Here is a 20,423-nt window from a genome sequence, read left to right as displayed (position 1 = left end):
GAGAGGGAAAGGGGACGCATCCCACCCTTTCGTCCTCCCCGGCTTGACCTGCGGCGGCGTATCGTCACACTCCCCGGAAATCGGAAACATCAGGGAGTGGGGTATGGCGTCCCAAGCGCAGGGCCGGTGGCAGTTCTGGATCGACCGCGGCGGCACCTTCACCGACATCGTGGCGAAGCGCCCCGACGGGTCGGTGGTCACGCACAAGCTGCTGTCGGAGAATCCGGAACGCTACCGCGATGCCGCCATCCAGGGCATCCGCGACCTGCTGGGCCTCGCCGCCGGCCAGTCGATCCCGGCGGAAGCGGTCGAGGCGGTGAAGATGGGCACCACCGTCGCCACCAACGCGCTTCTGGAGCGCAAGGGCGAGCGCACGCTGCTGCTGATCACCGAGGGGCTGGGCGACCAGCTCCGCATCGGCTACCAGGCCCGCCCGAAAATCTTCGCCCGCCACATCGTGCTGCCCGAACTGCTGTACGAGCGGGTGGCCGAGGTGCCGGAGCGGGTCAAGGCCGACGGCACGGTGCTGAAGGCCGTGGACCTGCGCGCCGTGCGGGTCCAGCTGGAGCAGGCCTACCAGGACGGCTTCCGCGCCGCCGCGGTGGTGCTGATGCACGGCTACCGCTTTCCGGACCATGAGAAGCAGGTGGCGGCGCTGGCCCGCTCCATCGGCTTCACCCAGGTCTCGGTCAGCCATCAGGTCAGCCCACTGATGAAGATCGTCGGGCGCGGCGACACCACGGTGGTCGACGCCTACCTGTCGCCGATCCTGCGCCGCTATGTCGAGCAGGTCGCCGGCGACCTCTCCGGCGTGCGGCTGATGTTCATGCAGTCGAACGGCGGGCTCACCGACGCGCGCTGGTTCCAGGGCAAGGACGCCATCCTCTCCGGCCCGGCGGGCGGCATCGTCGGGGCGGTGCGCACCGCGCGCATGGCCGGCTTCGACCGGGTCATCGGCTTCGACATGGGCGGCACCTCCACCGACGTGTCGCACTATGCCGGGGAGTATGAGCGCGCCTTCGACACGGTGGTGGCCGGGGTGCGGATGCGCGCCCCGATGATGCACATCCACACCGTGGCGGCGGGCGGCGGCTCGGTCTGCTTCTTCGACGGGGCGCGCTTCCGCGTCGGGCCGGAGAGCGCCGGCGCCAACCCCGGTCCGGCCTGCTACCGCCGCGGCGGGCCGCTGACCGTGACCGACTGCAACGTGATGGTCGGCAAGCTGCACCCCGATTTCTTCCCCCACGTCTTCGGGCCGGAGGCCGACCAGCCGCTCGACGCCGCCATCGTGCGCGAGAAGTTCGCCGAGCTGGCCGAGGAGGTGAACGAGGCGCTGGGCACCGAGATGACCCCGCATCAGGTGGCCGAGGGTTTCCTGAAGATCGCCGTGGACAACATGGCGAACGCCATCAAGAAGATCTCGGTCCAGCGCGGCTACGACGTCACCCAATACACGCTGAACGGCTTCGGCGGGGCGGCGGGGCAGCATGTCTGTCTGGTCGCCGACGCGCTGGGCATGCGCAAGGTCTTCCTGCACCCGCACGCCGGCGTGCTGTCCGCCTACGGAATCGGCCTCGCCGACACGGTGGCGATCCGCGAGCGCGCGGTGGAGGCCCGGCTCGACGCCGCGCTGGTCGAGGAGCTGACCGCCACGCTCGCCGCGCTGGAGGCCGAGGGGCGCATGGAGCTGCTCCGTCAAGGCGTTCCGGAGGGACGGCTGGCCGTGCTGCGCAAGGCGCACATCAAGGTGGAGGGCTCCGACAGCCCGCTGGTCGTCGATTTCGGGCCGCTCGACGCCATGGCCGCCGCCTTCGAGGCGGCACACCGCCAGCGCTACGGCTTCATGATGGAGGGCAAGGCCCTGGTGGTCGAGGCCGTCTCGGTGGAGGCGGTGGGCCGCACCGAGAGCGCCGACGACCAGGACTTGCCCAGCGTCACCGGCGCCCTGCCGCGCCGCCTCGCCACCGTCACCCTGCACACCGGCGGCGCCGACCGCGAGGCCCCGGTCTACGACCGCGACCAGCTCCAGCCCGGCAACCGGGTGACCGGCCCCGCCGTCATCCGGGAGAAGATCGCCACGACGGTGGTCGAGCCCGGCTGGATCGCCGAGGTCACGCGCAAGAACCACCTCGTGCTCACCCGCTTCGAGGAATTGCCGCAGCGCCTCGCCATCGGCACCAAGGCCGACCCGGTGATGCTGGAGGTCTTCAACAACCTGTTCATGTCCATCGCCGAGCAGATGGGCTTCACGTTGGAAAAGACCGCCTATTCGGTGAACATCAAGGAGCGTCTGGATTTCTCCTGCGCCCTGTTCGACGCGGACGGCGGTCTGATCGCCAACGCCCCGCACATGCCGGTGCATCTCGGCTCGATGGGCGAGAGCGTGCGCGCCATCGTCGAGCGGCGCCAGGGGGAAATGAACCCAGGCGACGTCTACATGCTGAACGACCCCTACCACGGGGGCACGCATCTGCCGGACATCACCGTCATCACCCCGGTCTTCGACGAGGCCGGCGAGCGGGTGCTGTTCTACGTCGCCTCGCGCGGGCACCACGCCGACGTCGGCGGGATCACCCCCGGCTCCATGCCGCCGGACAGCACGACCATCGACCAGGAGGGCGTCCTTCTCGACAACATCCAGCTCGTCGAGCGCGGCCGCTTCCTGGAGGAGGAGGTCGTCGCCCTCTTCACCGCCGGGCCGCAGCCGGCGCGCAACGTGGCGCAGAACCTGGGCGACCTGAAGGCCCAGATCGCCGCCAATGAGCAGGGCGTGCGCGAGCTGCGCCGCATCGTCGCCCAGTTCGGGCTGGAGACGGTCAACGCCTACATGAAGCTGGTCCAGGACAACGCCGAGGAGCAGGTCCGCCGCGTCATCGACGTGCTGACCGACGGCGAGTTCGTGCAGGAGCTGGACAACGGCGCGGTCATCAAGGTCCGCATCACCATCGACAAGGACGAGCGGTCGGCGCGGGTGGACTTCACCGGCACCAGCCCGCAGCTCACCAGCAACTTCAACGCCCCGACGGCGGTGTGCCGGGCGGCGGTGCTCTATGTCTTCCGCACCCTGGTGGACGACGAGATCCCGATGAACGAGGGCTGCCTGAAGCCCATCGAGATCGTCATCCCGCCGGGCACCATGCTGTCGCCCAGCTACCCCGCCGCGGTGGTGGCCGGCAACGTGGAGACCAGCCAGTGCGTCACCGACGCGCTGTACGGCGCGCTCGGCGTTCTGGCCTCGGCCCAGGGGACGATGAACAACACGACCTTCGGCAACGAGCGCTACCAGTATTACGAGACGGTCTGCGGCGGCTCCGGCGCCGGTCCCGGCTTCGACGGGACGGACGCGGTGCACACCCATATGACCAACTCGCGCCTGACCGACCCGGAGGTGCTGGAATGGCGCTTCCCGGTGCTGCTGGACAGCTTCCGCATCCGCCGCGAATCGGGCGGGGCGGGGCGTTGGCGCGGCGGCGACGGGGTGGTGCGGCGCCTGAAGTTCCTGGAACCGATGACCGCCGCCATCCTGTCCAACCACCGCCGGGTTCCGCCCTTCGGCCTGAAGGGCGGCGCCCCCGGCCAGATCGGCCGAACCTGGGTCCAGCGCACCGACGGCTCGGTGGAGGAACTCGGCCCCCAGGACAAGACCGCCATGGGGGAGGGCGACGTGCTGGTCGTCGAGACGCCAGGCGGCGGCGGCTACGAGGAGGCGTGACGGCGCCAATCCCCTCTCCCCTCCGGGGAGAGGGTTAGGGTGAGGGGCGAGGGGCTTCCAAAAGCTCAAGCCCCCCACCCATGCGCGCGAGTCGCTTGTCTGCGCGGGCGGGGGGGCTTAGCTTCTCCGGTCCTACCACCGCACGGATTCGTGCCAAAAGGACCCCCGGGGAGATTCGTCCATGACCGCCGTACCCGCCGCCCAGCCTCGCGTCGCCTTCACCGACGAGATGAAGGCCGAGTTCAAGGCCCTGCTTGGGGACCGCTTCACCACCGCCGCGGCGGTGCGTGAGCATCACGGCAAGGACGAGTCCTACCACCCCAACTTCCCGCCCGACGGCGTCGCCTTCGCCTCCTCCACCGAGGAGGTCAGCGCCATCGTCACGCTCTGCGCCAAGCACAAGCTGCCGATCATCCCCTTCGGCACCGGCACCTCGCTGGAGGGCGGCGTCGCGGCGCTGGCCGGCGGCGTCTGCATCGACGTGTCGACCATGAAGGAGGTCCTGCGCGTCAGCCCGGAGGACCTCGACGTCACCGTCCAGGCCGGCGTGACCCGCAAGCAGCTCAACGAGCATCTGCGCGACACCGGCCTGTTCTTCCCCATCGATCCCGGCGCCGACGCCTCGCTGGGCGGCATGGCCTCCACCCGCGCCAGTGGCACCAACGCCGTGCGCTACGGCACCATGCGCGAGAACGTGCTGGGGCTGACCGTGGTGCTGGCCGACGGCCGGATCATCAAGACCGGCGGGCGCGCCCGCAAGTCGGCCGCCGGCTACGACCTGACCCGCCTGTTCGTCGGGGCGGAGGGCACGCTCGGCATCATCACCGAGGTGACTCTGCGCCTCTACGGCATCCCGGAGGCGATCTCGTCGGCGGTCTGCCCGTTCAACGACATCCGCGGCGCCGTGGACACGGTGATCCAGACCATCCAGTCCGGCATCCCGGTCGCCCGCATCGAGCTGCTGGACGAGGTCCAGATGGACGCGGTGAACAAGTATTCCAAGCTGGACTACAAGGTCGCCCCGACCCTGTTCTTCGAGTTCCACGGCACCGCCGCCGGGGTGAAGGAGCAGGCGGAGATGGTCGCGGCCATCGCCGCGGAGTTCGGCGGCAGCGAATTCACCTGGGCGACCCGTCCGGAGGACCGCTCCAAGCTCTGGCAGGCCCGCCACGACGGCTATTACGCGGCGCTGGCGCTGCGCCCCGGCTCCAAGGGCTGGCCGACCGACGTCTGCGTGCCGATCTCGCGGCTGGCCGACTGCATCCTGGAGACCAAGAAGGACATCGCCGAATCCTCGATGCTGGCTCCGCTGGTCGGCCATGTCGGCGACGGCAACTTCCACCTCGTCTACGTCATCGACCCCGACAAGCCGGAGGAACTGGCCGAGGCCAAGCGCCTGAACGACCGCATGGTGGATCGGGCGCTCGCCATGGGCGGCACCTGCACCGGCGAGCACGGAATCGGCTACGGCAAGATGGAGTTTCTGGAGAAGGAGGCCGGCGACGCCTTCGCCGTGATGGGCGAGCTGAAGCGCGCCTTCGACCCGGAGAACCGGATGAACCCCGGCAAGGTCGTCCGCTTCTGAGGATAGGACAGGGGGAGCGTCGTTGCGCTCCCCGCTTCCTTCCGTCCGGTCAGCGCGTTTTGTTCAGCGCGTCAGCCGCGTCATCAGGCTGGAGGTGTCCAGCCGGTTGCCGCCCATCCCCTGTACCTCGGCGTAGAACTGGTCGACCAGGGCGGTGACGGGCAGGCTGGCGCCGTTGTTGCGGGCCTCGTCCAGCACGATGCCCAGGTCCTTGCGCATCCAGTCCACGGCGAAGCCGAAGTCGAATTTGCCGTCCAGCATCGTCTTGGCGCGGTTGTCCATCTGCCAGGACTGGGCAGCCCCCTTTCCGATCACATCCACGACCCTGTGCCCGTCCAGCCCGGCCTTCTGCGCGAAGGCCATGCCCTCGGCCAGCCCCTGCAGCAGGCCGGCGATGCAGATCTGGTTGACCATCTTGGTCAGCTGGCCGGCACCCGCCGGGCCCATATGGGTGACGGAGCGGCCGTAGCAGGCCATCAGCGGCTGGGCGCGGGCGAAGGCGTCGGCGTCGCCGCCCACCATCACCGTCAGCACCCCGTTCTCCGCCCCGGCTTGCCCGCCGGACACCGGCGCGTCGAGGAAGAACAACCCGCGCTCCCGGGCCAGTTCGGCCATCTCGCGCGAGACGGTGGCGGAGACGGTGGAATGGTCGGCGACGATGGTGCCGGGCTTCATGGCGCCCATGGCCTCGCCGGCCACCGCCCGCACGTCGTCGTCGCCGCCCACGCAGAGGAAGACCACCTCGGCCTCGCGGGCTGCGTCAGCGGGGGTCGGGGCGCTGGCCCCGCCGAAGCGGGCGGTCCAGGCCTCGGCCTTGGCGGCGGTGCGGTTGAAGACGGTCACCCGGTGGCCGCCCCGGACGGCCAGATGGCCGGCCATGGGAAAGCCCATGGTGCCAAGCCCCAGAAAGGCGACGGAGCGGGAAACGGTCGCGGTGTCGGCCATGGTCCTGTCTTTCTCTGCTGTATCGGCTGCGGATCGTTTCTTGTCGGCGATCGCCTTCGGACGGCGTCTGCCCTTGGACCGCCAAGCTAGGCCGGGAGCGCGCCCCGATCAAACGCCGTCCGCCGCGTGCCGCGCGATTGAAGAGCGCGGCGGTCCTTCCCCCGTCCGGCATCACCGGGCAGCGGCACTCTGCCGCGGGAGGCATGACTCTTTCGAACGAGGTTGTCTTGCCGCGCCCTTGCTACCGGCGCGTGATGTGTTAAGACGTAAATGCCGGGTTTGCAGCGCAGCACCCGGCCATGCCGGCGCAACGGCGCCGGTGAACCAGGGCAGAGCCGGGGCCGCAAGACCCGGGCCGGAGAACAAGGGAAGGATAGCCGCATGACGAATCAGTCGGGTTTCCAGGATGCGCCGCCGGACGAGCGTTCGAACCTCACGGACGAGCAGGAGAGCGCCATCCGCGTCCTCGCCAACAGCCTGCACCGCCTGAACGACGCCGTCGTCAAGGCCGTGGAGGCCGGCGTGACGGTCGAGCTGATGCGCACCGCCCGCTATCACAACGCGACGGGCAACTGGGGCGACCAGCTCACCCCGATGATCCGCACCAAGTAAGCGGCTCATCCCGTCCGACCGGAAGGCCTCCCGCCCGAAAGGGCAGGGAGGCCTTTCCTTTTTGGCGGTGCCTCTCCCGTCCCATCATTGTTCCCGTTGCGGTGCGGAACCGCGGCGCCCTTCGCCGGTTCCTTCCCATTTGGGCCCCAGCGAGGATACGGCCATGAAGGACGCTCAGAACCACACCCCGCAGCGTCAGGGGCAGCGTCAGGGCATGAACGACCGCGAAGCGTTCTGGCGGATGCACTGCCTGTCGGAGCCGACCTTCACCGACCTCACCCACGGCATCTTCCTGGGGCTGATCTGGTCGGCGGTGCTGTGGGCGCCGATGTTCATCAGCGTTCTGCTCTGACCCTTCGAGCCGTCAGGCGGTCTTCGCGGTGCGGAGCAGGGCGCGGACGCGGGCGGCGAGCTGGTCCGGGGTGAAGGGCTTGGGCAGGACGGCGGCGTCGGCCTTGAGCCCGCTCAGCGATTCGGGGCTGTAGCCGGAAATCAGCAGGACCCGGATGCCGGGCCAGCGCTCCTGGACCCGCCGCGCCAGATCGATTCCCGACACGCCGTAGGGCATCACCACGTCGGTCACGATCACGTCGAAGGCGGAATCCTGCTCCAGGATCTCCAGCGCGGCGGCGCCGTGGTCGGCGGTGACCACCTCGAAGCCCTCCTGGGTCAGGCCCTCCACGGTGGCCATCAGGACCAGCGCGTTGTCCTCGACCACCAGCAGGCGGATCGGGCCGCTCGGCGCCGCGTCCGCGGCCTCCGGGGCCGTCTCCGGCTCGGGCGGCCGGCCGGACACCGGCAGGGTGACGCGGACGACCGTGCCGCGGCGCGGGGCGCTGGAGATGGTGGCGTTGCCGCCGGACTGCCGGGCGAAGCCGTAGACCATCGACAGGCCCAGGCCCGTGCCCTTGCCGTGCGGCTTGGTGGTGAAGAAAGGCTCGAAGGCGCGGGCGGCGACCTCCGGCGGCATGCCGTCGCCGGTGTCGGTGATCTCCAGAACGGCAAGCGGGCCGTCGGGCGTCTCCTCCTGTCGGACGGCGATGCGGATGCGCCCGCCCGCTGGCATCGCGTCGCGGGCGTTCACCACGAGGTTCAGCACCGCCAGCTCCAGCTGGACCGGGTCGACCTCCACCCGCAGCGGGGCGCTGGGAAGCGCCCAATCCAACGCGATGTCGGCGCGGATGGAGCGTTCCAGCAGATCGGCCATGGCGCGCAGGCCATCCCCCAGATCGACCAGCTTGGGGTCCACCGCCTCCTGGCGCGAGAAGGCGAGGAGCTGCCCGGTCAGCGTCCGGGCGCGCTCCAGCGCGGTGCGGGTGCCGTCCAGATAATGCGCGCCTTCCGCCGGCAGGTGCCGCTTCATCAGATGCAGGTTGGCCAGGGCGGCGGTCAGCAGGTTGTTGAAGTCGTGGGCGACGCCGCCAGTGAGCTGGCCCAGCGCCTCCAGCTTCTGGGACTGGCGCAGCGCGGTCTCCAGGGACTCGCGGGCGCGGGCCTCCTCGGTCCAGCGGCGGACCGCCCGGGTCTCGCTCTGCGCGCGGCGCAGCGCCAGCAGGGTGATGCCGACCAGGGCCAGCATCGCCGGCACCGTGAAGGCGACGTATTGCAGGACGTTGCGCGCCCAGTTGGCCCGGATGTCGGCGATCGGGATGCCGTAGGTGACGTAGAGCGGGTAGGGCGCGACGTGCTTGAAGCCGTTGAGCCTCGCCACGCCGTCCAGGCGGCCCCGGGTGCGGAACACCCCCTCGGTCCGCCCGCCCGCCATGGCGCCGAGCAGGAAGCTGTCCGTGGCGTGACGGGACTGGCGGTCGCCCATCGAGGGGAAGCGGACCAGGACCGAGCCGTCGCGGCGGACGAGGGAGATCGCCTCCTTCGGTTCGGCGACGACGAGCTGGTAGAAATCGGCCAGGTAGTCGGTCAGCACCGCGGTCAGCAGCAGGCCGTTGAACGGCCCTTCCGGCCCGCCCGCGGCGGCGCGGCGGCGCGTGACGTTGAACTGCCGCTTGCCCGACCCGCGCCCGGTGATCGCCTCGCTGACGAGGATGCCGGCGTCGCCGGCCGCCTGGGTGCGGAAATACTCGCGGTCGCCGACGTTGATCGACGGGACCGGGAACTGGCGGTTGTCGTTGCGCACCGCACCGTTGGGGTCGATCAGCCCGACGACGCCGATCTGCGGCACCTCCTCGACCAGCGTCCGCAGGTAGCCGTGCAGATCGTCGGAGCGCCCGATCTCGTCCCAGCTCATGCCGGCGGTCCGTTCGTCCAGCCGGTCCAGGACCTGCTCCACCGTGTCGAAGACCTTCTGCATGTGCTCGTGCAGGATCAGAACGGTCTTGCGGATGTTGCGCTCCGCCTGCGCCTCTTCCTCGTGAAAGTCGCGCCAGGCGATGGCGGCAAGCAGCAGGGTGGGGACCAGGACGGAGGCCACCAGCAGCAGGCGGAGAAGGCGCACCATGCCTGCCGATTCGTTTGCCAGGGCGTCGAGGTGGCGGAGGGGCATGGGCTGCGGGAATGACGGCCGGGTGGTGGGGAGACGGGAGGCGATGGGGCGGGGGGCGAAGCGCGGGTCATCGCGGCGAGGAAGCTATGCCGGTCTATGGCATCCGGGGCAACCTCAACTTTCCGGCGGCCCTATGACTTTCAGGAGGGCGCGCGGCGATGCGGCGCGCCTTCCCCTTGGTTCCGCGGGGCGGAAGGGGCGACACTGGAGGGCGCCGGTGCCCCGCACCGCTGCCAACCCCGCGGAGACCATCAGCCATGCCCCTGAAGCCCATCGAGCACGCCGACGCCGCTCCCGAGGTGCGCGCCGTCTACGACGACATCAAGGCCGCCCGCAACGTGCCCGACGTCAACAATTTCTGGAAGATGGCCGCCCATCACCCGCCCACCCTGAAGCGCACCTGGGAAAGCCTGAAGGAGGTGATGGCCCCCGGCGCGCTGGACCCGATGGTCAAGGAGATGATCTTCGTCGCGGTCAGCGTGACCAACGGCTGCGACTACTGCATCCGCTCGCACGAGGCGGCGGCGCGGCGCGCCGGCATGACCGACGCCCAGTTCGGCGAGCTGATGGCCGTGATCGGCATGGCCAACGAGACCAACCGCCTTGCCAAGGGCTATCAGGTGGAGATCGACGAGGCGCTGAAATAGCCCGTCACGCGATGTCGTCGAGGGCGTCCTCCAGCGACGGGTAGATGCCCTCGGCCAGCGAACCGTCCACCCGCACCGGCCGCGGCAGGACCGCCACGGCGTCCAGCGCGCCGCGCAGCGTCAGGCCGGTGACCTCGACGAAGCCGCCGCGGTTGCCGTAGCGCCCGGCGGTCCATTCCGCCCGCTCGGGGTCGCCGGACAGCCTTCCGTTGCAGGTGATCATCTCGTGGGTGTCGTCGCCGCCGCGCCGGTTCCAGGCCATGCCGCCGCCCAGGCCGCTGCCGATGTCGCGGGGGCGGAAGCCGTGGGGCTGGAGCAGGTCGCGCACCGCGCGCGACACCACGACGGCCTTGGGGTCGATCTCCGTCCCCACCGGGCCGCCCGCCGCCTGGGGTTCCTGTCCGATCGCCTGTTCCATTGGGTCCGCTCCCCGTCTTGTGTCGCTTACCAGGGACAACAGGCGGGAGCGCGGCCTGTGCCGCGGCGGCGGGCCGGAAAAGCGAAAGGGCAAAAGCGAAAGGGCCGATGCGTCGCCGCATCGGCCCTTTTCGTGTTGGTCGGAGAGAGAGGATTCGAACCTCCGGCCCCTGCCTCCCGAAAGCAGTGCTCTACCAGGCTGAGCTACTCTCCGGTCCAGTCGGTTCCGCCGTTGCCAGCGTCGCCGTGGAGCGGGTGTATAGACCCATTGCCCGCGGGCTGCAATGGGAATAAGCGGCATTTGCGGAATGTTTTTTTTGCCGGGCCGCGAAAGCCGGCGGGAAGGCCGCCGCAACGGCTGGTTGCCGGGCCGGAAAAGCGAAAGGGCAAAAGCGAAAGGGCCGATGCGTCGCCGCATCGGCCCTTGTCGTGTTGGTCGGAGAGAGAGGATTCGAACCTCCGGCCCCTGCCTCCCGAAAGCAGTGCTCTACCAGGCTGAGCTACTCTCCGGTCCGTCGGTGGCGCCGTGGCCGGCGTCACCGTGGGCCGCGTATATAGCCGCTTGAGTGGGGGGCTGCAACGTGAAAATCATCCCCCGCGGCGAAAAAGTTCCCGAGGCTTAGAAATCGCGCTCGATCACGAAATCCAGCACTTCCAGCAGGGCGGCCTTCACCGGGGTGTCCGGGAAGAGGCCCAGCGCGTCGCGCGCGATGGAGCCGTAGTGGCGCGCGCGCTCCACGGTGTCCTTCAGCGCGTTGTGCCTGGCCATCAGCTCCTGGGCGCGCTCCAGGTCGCCCTCCTGCTGGTCCAGCTCCTCCATGGTGCGGCGCCAGAAGGTCCGCTCCTCGTCGTTGCCGCGGCGGAAGGCCAGCACGACCGGCAGGGTGATCTTGCCCTCGCGGAAGTCGTCGCCGACCGTCTTGCCCAGCTTCGCCTGCTTGGCCGAATAGTCGAGCACGTCGTCGACGAGCTGAAAGGCGATGCCCAGGTTCATGCCGTAGTCGTAGAGCGCCAGCTCCTCGGCCTGCGGGCGGTCGGCCACCACGGCGCCGACGCGGCAGGCGGCGGCGAACAGCTCCGCCGTCTTGGCCTTGATGACCTCCAGATAGGCCTGCTCGCTGGTCTCGGTGTCGTTGGTGGTGCGCAGCTGCAGCACCTCGCCCTCGGCGATCACCGCGGACGCCTTGGACAGGATGCGCAGCACGTCGAGCGACCCGACCTCCACCATCAGCTCGAAGCTGCGGGAGAACAGGAAGTCGCCGACCAGCACGCTGGCCTTGTTGCCGAACACCGCGTTGGCCGAGGCGAGCCCGCGGCGCAGGTCGCTCTCGTCCACGACGTCGTCGTGCAGCAGGGTGGCGGTGTGGATGAACTCCACCACCGCGGCCAGCATCTTGTGGTCCTCGCCCTTGTAGCCGCACAGCTCGGCGGCGGCGAGGGTGAGGACGGGGCGCAGGCGCTTGCCGCCGGCGGCGATGAGATAGCCGGCAAGCTGCGGGATCATATCGACGGACGAATGCATCCGCTGGACGATGATCTCGTTCACCGCGCTCAGGTCATCGGCCACCAGGGCGGTCAGATCGTCGAGCGGGGTGGACTTCCGCCGTTTCGGCTCGAGGTTGGTCACGACCGCCAAGGTCGACTCCAATGATGATTGACGTGACGAATTCCGGCAGGGAGCATAACGGCATAGCCTCTTCGGTCAAGTCCGCAAGGCGAATAAGGGCACAGAACAGCCGGGATTTCATGAAGGAACTTCTGCGCACCACCGATCCGGTCCGTCTGAGCTGGCTTCTCGCCCTGCTGACCGACGCGGGAATCGAGGGGATCGTGCTGGACGCCCACACCAGCATCCTGGAGGGCTCCATCGGCGCGATCCCCCGCCGCCTGATGGTGGCCGAGGAGGATCACGCCGCCGCCTGCCGCCTGCTGCGCGACGCCGGGGAGGAGCTGGGGGCGTGACGATGGAGAGCGACGCGGCGTTCGACACCCTTCTCGACGGGCGCGTCCGCCTGCGCCAGCCGCAGGCCGGCTACCGCGCCGCCATCGACCCGGTGCTGCTCGCCGCCGTCACCGCCGCCGCGGCGGGGGAGCGGGTGCTGGACGTCGGCACCGGCACCGGGGCGGCGGCCCTGTGCCTCGCCGCCCGCGTGCCGGGCGTCATGGTCGTCGGGCTGGAGAAGCGGGCGGAGGCGGCGGACTTCGCCCGGCGCAACGCCGCCCTCAACGGGCTGGAGGGCCGGGTGGGCGTCCTTGAGGGCGATCTTCTGGCTCCGCCGCCGGAACTGGTCGCGGGAAGCTTCGACCGGGTGATGATGAACCCGCCCTATCTGCGCGCCGGCGCGGCCAGCGCTCCGCCCGACCCCTGGAAGGCCGCCGCCAACGTGGAGGGGGAGGCGGGGCTGGCCGACTGGGTGCGCTTCGCCGCCGCGATGCTGAAGCCGCGCGGCACGCTGACCATGGTCCACCGGGCCGACCGGGTGGACGAGATCCTGGCCGCCCTGCGCGCCGCCCGATTCGGCTCCCTGACGCTCGTCCCGCTCTGGCCGAAGGCGGGGGAGGAGGCGCGGCGCCTCCTGCTGGCGGCGCGGAAGGGGGGGCGCTCGCCCGCGCGGTTCACCGCCGGGCTTGTGCTGCACGGCCCCGACGGCGCCTACGGCGGGCAGGCGCAACGGATTCTGCGCGACATGGAACCGCTGATCCCTTAAGTCGGCGCTTTCAATCCAGCCTCAGCGGCACCATTTCAACCGGCGATGAACATGACGAAGCTGCTCGCCAAACTCCCGTTCGGCCCCTGGCGCGACGCCGGGCCGATCGTGTCCGTCCTCCGCCTGTCCGGTGTCATCGGCCAGGCCGGAGCCTTCCGTCAGGGCCTGACCATGTCCAGCATGGCCGGGCTGATCGAACGCGCCTTCGCGCCGAAAAAGCAGGCGGCGGTGGCGCTGGTCGTCAATTCACCGGGCGGGTCGCCGGTGCAGTCGGCGCTGATCGCCAAGCGCATCCGCGACCTCGCCACCGAGAAGAAGGTGCCGGTCTTCGCCTTCTGCGAGGACGCGGCGGCGTCCGGCGGCTACTGGCTGGCCTGCGCGGCGGACGAGATCTGGGCGGACGAGAGCAGCATCCTGGGCTCCATCGGCGTGGTGTCGTCGGGCTTCGGCGCGCATGACTTCATCCAGCGCTACGGCATCGAGCGGCGGCTCTACACCGCGGGCGACAAGAAGGTGATTCTCGACCCCTTCTCGCCGGAGCGGGAGGACGGGGTGGCCCATCTGAAGGCGATCCAGGCGGAGATCCACGACGCCTTCAAGGCGATGGTGCGCGACCGCCGCGGCGCCCGCCTGTCCGGGGCGGAGGAGGAGCTGTTCTCCGGTGCCTTCTGGGCCGGGCGGCGCGCGCTGGAACTCGGGCTGATCGACGGCATCGGCGATCTGCGCAGCGTGCTGCGCGGCCGTTTCGGCGAGAAGCTGCGGCTGCGGGTGGTGCAGGAGGACCGGCGCTGGTTCCGTCGCATGGGCTTCCGCGTGGACGCGCCGGCCGGCACGGCCGCGCTCGACCGGATGGCGGCCGACCTCCCGGCGGCGGCGCTGGCCGCCGTGGAGGAGCGCACGCTCTGGTCGCGCTACGGCCTGTGAGGATCGGGGAGCTGTCCGCTCCCCCTATGCCCCGTCGACCTTACTGGGTCACCTCGCGCAGGCGCTCCGATGGGGGCGGCACGGGCTGACCGGTGCGGCGGGCTTCTTCGATCCACAGGATGATGGCGTCGCGCGCGGCGGCGGTGGCTTCGGCCGGGGTGTTTCCGGACGCGGTGCAGCCGGGAAGGTCGGGCACCTCCGCCGCGTAACCGGTCCCCTGTTCGGGCGGGACCGTGCGGACGATGACCGGGTAGGCGCTGGGGTCCCTGCTCGCACTCATCGGATTGCGTCTCCATTTCCGCGGTTTTCTTTCATTAAATGCCTGTTATCTCGCGTGGGACAAGAAGGCATCTGCGCGGGAAGGCGATTTTTCGGCGCCGCCCGGCCTCGCGGCCGGCCGCGTGATCTTTGACGCGCCGAGCAAACGCCATGGGAAACGGCTGGCGGGAAAGCGGCGGCCAAACAAACCCATTGTCGATGTCCGGGATTTTCATCTTTCACGCCATCTTTGATGATGAACACGGCAGACTTTTCCCTAAAAGTCGCATCGGATCACCACCAGTACCGTTATCCGGAACAGGATTGAAGACTCGCCTTAAAGAAACAATCTTAGGCATCAGAAAGAAATCATCGGTCTTATCAAAGGTTTAATATTGCAATGCTCGTCTGAAAGGGAACTCGAGGCAGTGTCATATCCCTTCCAGTTTTAGGGCATCGTGATGAAGATTATTGGAAAGATTGTTACTGCAAACGCCGTGATGGCGGTGATTCCGCTCTGCTTGGCCGCTTACGTCGCTTATGACGCGGCGTCCGACGTGCACACGCAGATCATCGCGCAGCGCAACCTGGCCGCCTATGAAGCGGCCATCGCGATCGGGTCCAAGCTGCCCGCCGAGCGGTCGGCCTGGGGGTTCGCGTTCGGCAACGCCGACCCGCTCAACGCCGAGGCGGGCAAAAGGCTCGAGGCGACGGGGAGCGCGCTCGACGAGACCATCTCCCTGTCGCGGGAGCGTTTTGCCGCCGCCGGCCTGCCGCTGGAAACCATTGACCGCGTGGCCGCGGGGTTGAAGACGGTGCGGGCGACCGCCCGGAGCGCGGTGGCGCAGCCGCAGTCGGGCCGTCCCGCCGACGCCTACGGCACGCTGGTCGACGGCTTGGCCGCGGTCAACGAGTTGGGCGGCAAAGCCACCGACGAGTCCTTCCGGGCGACGATCAACACCGATCATTCCCTGTTCGCGGCCGCCACGCTCGCCCGCACGGCGCAGTCCCTGCGCGACGTCGACGGCGCGCGCGCCGCCTATCTCGGGGTCTTCGTCAACGGCGCGGCACCGACGCCGGAGCGTGTCGTCGCCCTCACCGAGCTGAACGGCAAGATCGCCATCCTGTGGCAGCAGATCGGCAAGACGGTCGAGAACCTGGGCAGCCCGCCCGACCTCGTGAAGGCGCTGGACCATATGCAGGCGACCATCATGTCCGAGGGTGAGGCGCGCTTCCAGGCGGTGGTCGCGGCGGCCCGCAACGGCACGGCCTCGCCGGTTCCCTTCGCCGAATGGAACAAGTGGGCCGGTCCGATGCTGAACAACATCCTGGTGATGCGCGACGCGGCGCTGCTCAACGCCAAGGAGCAGAACGCCGGCGCCTTGAGCCAGGCGTGGTGGCAGCTCGGAATTTCTCTGACGATCATCGCGGCCATCCTGGCGGCCTTCGGCGTGGCGCTGCTGCTGATGTTCCGGCAGGTCATCCGCCGCCTGCACCGGCTGACCGCGGCGATCTTGCGGCTGGCGGAGAACGATCTCACGGTCGAGATTCCGCAGCCCACCGCCGCCGACGAAATCGGCGACATGGCCCGCGCGCTGCAGATCCTGAAGGATGGCGCCGGGGAGCGCGTTCGCCTATCCGCCGCCAGCGAGGCGGAAGCCTTGGCCAAGGAGGCGCGGACGCGGGCGCTGGAGGAGTTGATCCGCGGCTTCGACCGCAAGTCCGCCGACATCCTGAACAAGCTCGGCGCCTCCACCGCCGGGATGAGCCGGTCGGCGACCCTGATGGCGTCGCTGGCCGACCAGACCCATCGGCAGTCCACCGCGACCGCCGCCGCCGCCGAGCAGACGGCCTCCAACGTCCAGACCGTCGCGGCGGCCAGCGAGGAGATGACCGCGGCCATCCAGGAGATCGGCCGGCAGGTCACGCGCTCGAACGAGATCGCCGGGAAGGCCGTCGCCGAGGCCGGCCAGACCAGCGACAGCGTGCGCAGCCTGGCCAGCGCGGCCGGGCGCATCGACGACGTCGTCAAGCTGATCCAGGGCATCGCCGCCCAGACCAACCTTCTGGCGCTGAACGCGACCATCGAGGCGGCCCGCGCCGGCGAGGCCGGCAAGGGCTTCGCCGTGGTGGCGGGGGAGGTCAAGAGCCTCGCCAACCAGACCGCCAAGGCCACCGAGGACATCTCGGCGCAGATCGCCGGGGTGCAGGCGGCGACCCAGGGCACGGTGGCGGCCATCGAGGGGATCGGCGCCACGATCGCCTCGATCAACGAAATCTCCGCCACGATCGCCGCCGCCACCGAGGAGCAGAACGCCACCGCCAGCGAAATCTCGCGCAACATCGTCGAAGCCGCGCGCGGCACCCAGGAGGTCAGCGGCAACATCGCCGACGTGAACGGGGCCGCCACCCAGGCCGGCACCGCCGCCGCCGAGGTTCTGGACTCCGCCAGGACGCTGTCGGAGTGGGCCGACGCGCTGCATCGGGAGGTCACGTCCTTCCTGTCGGCCATCCGGGCGGCGTGACGGCGCCGGCCATGGGACGTCCATCGGACGGCCATGGCGCGGGGGGCGAAGGCCGCTCTTGACCGGGCGGCCCCGCACCCCCTAATGCTGCTTCCATGTTCAGCTTATCCAAGATCCTGTTCCTGGCGCTGGTGATCGGCGCGGTGTGGTTCGGCTGGCGCTGGTACAACCGCGTCGGCGCGGTCGGCCGCGAGCGGCTGCGCGAACGCGAGCGGCGCGGCGGCTCCGGGCCGTCCTCCGCCACCGGCGGCGGCTCGCCCCGGGTGACCGCCGAGGACATGGAGAAGTGCCCGGAATGCGGCGCCTACGTCGCCCCGCGCTCCGCCGTGGCCTGCGGCCGACCGGTCTGCCCCTACGGCCGCTGAACCTGTAACCCTTGGCGGGCGCTTGATTCCGGGAATACCGCCGCGTATCGTGCGGCGCGTTTTTCCACACCAATCATAAGTGACCGCCGATGGCCTCCCCGAGCGGGTCTTCCCAAGACAGCCGCGGCCTGTCCTTTCAGGCCCTGATCCTCAAGCTCCACCAGTTCTGGTCGGAGCAGGGCTGCGTGATCCTCCAGCCCTACGACATGGAGGTGGGTGCGGGCACCTTCCACCCGGCGACGACGCTGCGCGCGCTTGGCCCGCAGCCGTGGAAGGCGGCCTACGTGCAGCCCTCGCGCCGCCCGAAGGATGGCCGCTACGGCGAGAACCCGAACCGGCTCCAGCACTACTACCAGTATCAGGTGATCCTGAAGCCCTCGCCGGCCAACCCGCAGGAGCTGTATCTGGAAAGCCTGAAGGTGCTGGGCATCGACCCGTCGCTGCACGACATCCGATTCGTCGAGGACGACTGGGAAAGCCCGACGCTGGGCGCCTGGGGCCTCGGCTGGGAGGTCTGGTGCGACGGCATGGAGGTCACCCAGTACACCTACTTCCAGCAGGTCGGCGGCATCGAGTGCGACCCGGTCGCGGTCGAGCTGACCTACGGGCTGGAGCGTCTGGCCATGTATGTGCAGGGCGTGGAGAACGTCTACGACCTGGACTTCAACGGGCAGGGCGTCAAATACGGCGACGTGTTCAAGCGCGCCGAGGTCGAATATTCGGCCCACAACTTCGAGCACGCCAACACCGACATGCTGCTCCAGCATTTCAAGGACGCCGAGGCGGAGTGCCAATCGCTGATCGCCAAGGGCGTCGCGCTGCCGGCCTACGACCAGTGCATCAAGGCGTCGCACCTCTTCAACCTGCTGGACGCGCGCGGCGTCATCAGCGTCGTGGAGCGCGCCGCCTACATCGGCCGCGTGCGCGCGCTGGCGAAAGCCTGCTGCGAGGCGTGGACCGCCGGGGGGGCCAAGTAACATGTCGGTCAACATGCCCGAACTTCTGATCGAGTTCTTTTCCGAGGAAATCCCCGCCCGCATGCAGGCGCGCGCGGCGGACGACCTCAAGCGCCTCGTCACCGAGAAGCTGGCCGCCAACGGCCTGACCTTCGCGTCGGCCGAGGCCCATTCCACCCCCCGCCGCCTCGCGCTGGTGATCGACGGCCTGCCCGAGCGCACCGCCGACGTCCGCGAGGAGAAGAAGGGGCCGCGCGTCGGCTCGCCCGAGCAGGCGGTCGCCGGCTTCCTGAAGTCCGCCGGCCTGACCAGCCTTGACCAGTGCGAGCAGCGCGACACCGGCAAGGGCGTCTTCTACTTCGCCGTGGCGGAGAAGAAGGGCCGCGCCACCGCCGAGGTGCTGGCCGAGATCATCCCGGCGGTCATGGGCGACTTCCCCTGGCCGAAGTCGATGCGTTGGGGCACCGGCACGGTGCGCTGGGTGCGCCCGCTGCACTCGATCATCGCGCTGTTCGGCGGCGCGGTGCTGGAGGGTTCGTTCGACCTGGGCGGCGCGCAGGGCAAGCTGGTGTTCGGCAACAGCACCCGCGGCCACCGCTTCCTGTCGCCGGACGCCTTCACGGTCACCGACTTCGCCGACTACAAGGCCAAGCTGCGCGCCGCCCACGTCGTGCTCGACCGCGCGGAGCGCAAGGCCAAGATCAAGGCCGACGCCGAGGCGCTCGCCGCGCAGGAGGGGCTGACCCTCTCCCCCGACGACGGGCTGCTGGAGGAGGTCGCCGGCCTCGTCGAATGGCCGGTCGCCCTGGTCGGCACCATCGACGAGAAGTTCATGGACGTGCCGTCGGAGGTCCTCATCACCTCCATGCGCACGCACCAGAAGTATTTCGCCCTGCTGGACAAGGCCGGCAAGATGGCGCCGCGCTTCGTCGTGGTCGCCAACACGGTGACGGCGGACGGGGGCAAGGCCATCGTCGCCGGCAACGAGCGCGTCCTGCGCGCCCGCCTGTCCGACGCCAAGTTCTTCTGGGACCAGGACCGCAAGACGAAGCTGGAAGACCGCGTGTCCAAGCTGGGCGCCATCACCTTCCACGCCAAGCTCGGCACGGTGGCGGAGAAGGTCACCCGCGTCCAGGTTCTGGCCGCCGAGATCGCCCGCGCCATCGGCGCCGACGCGGACGCGGCGACCCGCGCCGCTCTGCTGTCCAAGGCGGACCTCGTGACCGAGGTGGTCGGCGAGTTCCCCGAGGTCCAGGGCATCATGGGCCGCTACTACGCGCTGGGCGAGGGCGAGAACCCGGCGGTGGCCGAGGCGATCGCCGAGCATTACAAGCCGCTCGGCCCGTCGGATTCCTGCCCGACGGCGCCGGTGTCGGTCGCCGTGGCGCTGGCCGACAAGCTCGACACGCTGGTCGGCTTCTTCGCCATCGACGAGAAGCCCACGGGCTCCAAGGACCCCTATGCGCTGCGCCGCGCCGCGCTGGGCATCATCCGGCTGATCCTGGAGAATGGGCTGCGGGTGAACCTGACGCAGTTGTTCAAGGCGGCGCACGGCGCTTACACGGTCGGCGGTTTCGCCGCCGCCGACGGCGTCGCCACCGACCTGATGGCCTTCTTCGCCGACCGCCTGAAGGTCACGCTGCGCGACCAGGGCGTGCGGCACGACCTCGTGGACGCGGTGTTCGCGCTGGGCGGCGAGGACGACCTCGTCCGCCTGCTGGCCCGTGTGAAGGCGCTCCAGACCTTCGTCGGGTCGGAGGAGGGGGCGAACCTGCTCGCCGCTTACAAGCGCGCCAGCAACATCGTCCGCATCGAGGAGAAGAAGGACGGCAAGGCCTACGACCAGCTGGTCGATCCGGCCCTGCTGACGCTCGCCGAGGAAAAGGACCTCTACGGCGCCCTGTCCGCCGCCGGCGAGACGGCCCGGCCACTGCTGGCGCAGGAGGACTTCACCGGCACCATGGCGGCGCTGGCCCGCCTGCGCGGCCCGGTGGACGCCTTCTTCGACAAGGTGACGGTGAACGCCGAGCAGGCCGACCTGCGCGCCAACCGCCTGCGGCTGCTCAGCCAGATCCGGGCGACGCTGAACGCGGTGGCGGAATTCTCGCGCATCGAGGGGTGATGGGGGAGGGGGTGCCGTTGCGGTGCCCCCACCCTCCCACGCTTGCGCGTGGGTCCCTCCCTCCCCCGCTGCGGGGGAGAGGGGCTGAATTCCAAGTCCCCTCCCTCGCCGTAGGCGGGGGAGGGTTAGGGAGGGGGGGGCCAGTGC

17 protein-coding genes and 2 tRNA genes are annotated in these 20,423 nt (G+C 69.7%); 12 read left to right on the top strand and 7 right to left on the bottom strand.

Annotated features, from left to right (window positions below; genetic code table 11):
- Positions 1-103: 103 nt before the first annotated feature.
- Complete coding sequence (locus ACWPN5_RS14480) at positions 104-3,712, top strand: hydantoinase B/oxoprolinase family protein (protein ID WP_492295985.1); 3,609 nt, start codon at positions 104-106, stop codon at positions 3,710-3,712.
- Positions 3,713-3,893: 181 nt separating this feature from the next.
- Positions 3,894-5,297 carry an FAD-linked oxidase C-terminal domain-containing protein gene (locus tag ACWPN5_RS14475; RefSeq protein ID WP_492295983.1) on the top strand — a complete coding sequence of 468 codons (1,404 nt, stop codon included), beginning with the start codon at positions 3,894-3,896 and terminating at the stop codon, positions 5,295-5,297.
- Positions 5,298-5,360: 63 nt separating this feature from the next.
- On the opposite strand, the gene ACWPN5_RS14470 is transcribed toward ACWPN5_RS14475, so the two are convergent.
- Entirely contained in the window at positions 5,361-6,242 is an 882-nt protein-coding gene (locus tag ACWPN5_RS14470; RefSeq protein WP_200479896.1) for an NAD(P)-dependent oxidoreductase, read from the bottom strand.
- Positions 6,243-6,623: 381 nt separating this feature from the next.
- Between ACWPN5_RS14470 and ACWPN5_RS14465 the strand changes: the two genes are divergently transcribed.
- Both ACWPN5_RS14465 and ACWPN5_RS14460 read left to right on the top strand, forming a co-directional pair.
- The gene (locus ACWPN5_RS14465) at positions 6,624-6,854 is read left to right on the top strand and encodes an SMc00767 family acetate metabolism repressor (RefSeq protein ID WP_014241201.1); all 231 of its coding nucleotides are present in this window, start codon (positions 6,624-6,626) and stop codon (positions 6,852-6,854) included.
- A 163-nt stretch (positions 6,855-7,017) separates the two neighbouring features.
- Positions 7,018-7,206 (top strand): hypothetical protein, encoded by a 189-nt coding sequence (locus ACWPN5_RS14460; protein WP_014241200.1) that lies wholly within the window; start codon positions 7,018-7,020, stop codon positions 7,204-7,206.
- Positions 7,207-7,218: 12 nt separating this feature from the next.
- Here the strand turns inward: ACWPN5_RS14460 and ACWPN5_RS14455 are convergent, their stop codons facing one another.
- Entirely contained in the window at positions 7,219-9,309 is a 2,091-nt protein-coding gene (locus ACWPN5_RS14455) for a hybrid sensor histidine kinase/response regulator (protein ID WP_492295981.1), read from the bottom strand.
- A 302-nt stretch (positions 9,310-9,611) separates the two neighbouring features.
- Between ACWPN5_RS14455 and ACWPN5_RS14450 the strand changes: the two genes are divergently transcribed.
- Positions 9,612-10,001, top strand: a complete 390-nt coding sequence (locus ACWPN5_RS14450) for a carboxymuconolactone decarboxylase family protein (protein WP_145681529.1) — start codon at positions 9,612-9,614, stop codon at positions 9,999-10,001.
- A 4-nt stretch (positions 10,002-10,005) separates the two neighbouring features.
- Here ACWPN5_RS14450 and ACWPN5_RS14445 read toward each other — a convergent pair whose 3' ends face one another.
- The 4 genes from ACWPN5_RS14445 to ACWPN5_RS14430 form a co-directional block, all read right to left on the bottom strand.
- Positions 10,006-10,419, bottom strand: coding sequence for a hypothetical protein (locus tag ACWPN5_RS14445; protein WP_119509879.1), 414 nt, complete (start codon positions 10,417-10,419; stop codon positions 10,006-10,008).
- Positions 10,420-10,555: 136 nt separating this feature from the next.
- Positions 10,556-10,632, bottom strand: a tRNA-Pro gene (locus ACWPN5_RS14440).
- A gap of 219 nt (positions 10,633-10,851) precedes the next feature.
- Positions 10,852-10,928: transfer RNA gene (locus ACWPN5_RS14435), tRNA-Pro, on the bottom strand.
- Between the two features lie 109 nt (positions 10,929-11,037).
- Positions 11,038-12,054, bottom strand: a complete 1,017-nt coding sequence (locus ACWPN5_RS14430; protein WP_145681530.1) for a polyprenyl synthetase family protein — start codon at positions 12,052-12,054, stop codon at positions 11,038-11,040.
- A gap of 110 nt (positions 12,055-12,164) precedes the next feature.
- Between ACWPN5_RS14430 and ACWPN5_RS14425 the strand changes: the two genes are divergently transcribed.
- From ACWPN5_RS14425 to ACWPN5_RS14415, 3 genes are read left to right on the top strand one after another with little or no spacing between them, the layout of a single operon-like run.
- Positions 12,165-12,380, top strand: coding sequence for a putative signal transducing protein (locus tag ACWPN5_RS14425; protein ID WP_492295978.1), 216 nt, complete (start codon positions 12,165-12,167; stop codon positions 12,378-12,380).
- 2 nt (positions 12,381-12,382) lie between these two features.
- Complete coding sequence (locus ACWPN5_RS14420) at positions 12,383-13,126, top strand: tRNA1(Val) (adenine(37)-N6)-methyltransferase (RefSeq protein WP_492296393.1); 744 nt, start codon at positions 12,383-12,385, stop codon at positions 13,124-13,126.
- Between the two features lie 51 nt (positions 13,127-13,177).
- Complete coding sequence (locus ACWPN5_RS14415; RefSeq protein ID WP_307833716.1) at positions 13,178-14,050, top strand: S49 family peptidase; 873 nt, start codon at positions 13,178-13,180, stop codon at positions 14,048-14,050.
- A gap of 40 nt (positions 14,051-14,090) precedes the next feature.
- Here ACWPN5_RS14415 and ACWPN5_RS14410 read toward each other — a convergent pair whose 3' ends face one another.
- Positions 14,091-14,330 (bottom strand): type II toxin-antitoxin system HicB family antitoxin, encoded by a 240-nt coding sequence (locus ACWPN5_RS14410; RefSeq protein ID WP_145681533.1) that lies wholly within the window; start codon positions 14,328-14,330, stop codon positions 14,091-14,093.
- Positions 14,331-14,808: 478 nt separating this feature from the next.
- Between ACWPN5_RS14410 and ACWPN5_RS14405 the strand changes: the two genes are divergently transcribed.
- The 4 genes from ACWPN5_RS14405 (at position 14,809) to glyS (ending at position 20,276) form a co-directional block, all read left to right on the top strand.
- Positions 14,809-16,833 (top strand): methyl-accepting chemotaxis protein, encoded by a 2,025-nt coding sequence (locus tag ACWPN5_RS14405; RefSeq protein WP_247888165.1) that lies wholly within the window; start codon positions 14,809-14,811, stop codon positions 16,831-16,833.
- 95 nt (positions 16,834-16,928) lie between these two features.
- Positions 16,929-17,198, top strand: a complete 270-nt coding sequence (locus ACWPN5_RS14400) for a hypothetical protein (RefSeq protein WP_492295975.1) — start codon at positions 16,929-16,931, stop codon at positions 17,196-17,198.
- Between the two features lie 89 nt (positions 17,199-17,287).
- Positions 17,288-18,175 carry a glycine--tRNA ligase subunit alpha gene (locus tag ACWPN5_RS14395; RefSeq protein ID WP_035675330.1) on the top strand — a complete coding sequence of 296 codons (888 nt, stop codon included), beginning with the start codon at positions 17,288-17,290 and terminating at the stop codon, positions 18,173-18,175.
- A gap of 13 nt (positions 18,176-18,188) precedes the next feature.
- Positions 18,189-20,276 (top strand): glycine--tRNA ligase subunit beta, encoded by a 2,088-nt coding sequence (glyS, locus tag ACWPN5_RS14390; protein ID WP_492296391.1) that lies wholly within the window; start codon positions 18,189-18,191, stop codon positions 20,274-20,276.
- Positions 20,277-20,423: the final 147 nt, after the last annotated feature.

Source organism: Azospirillum sp. UENF 211521 (genome assembly GCF_058780535.1).
This window is presented reverse-complemented; position numbering and strand designations above follow the sequence as displayed.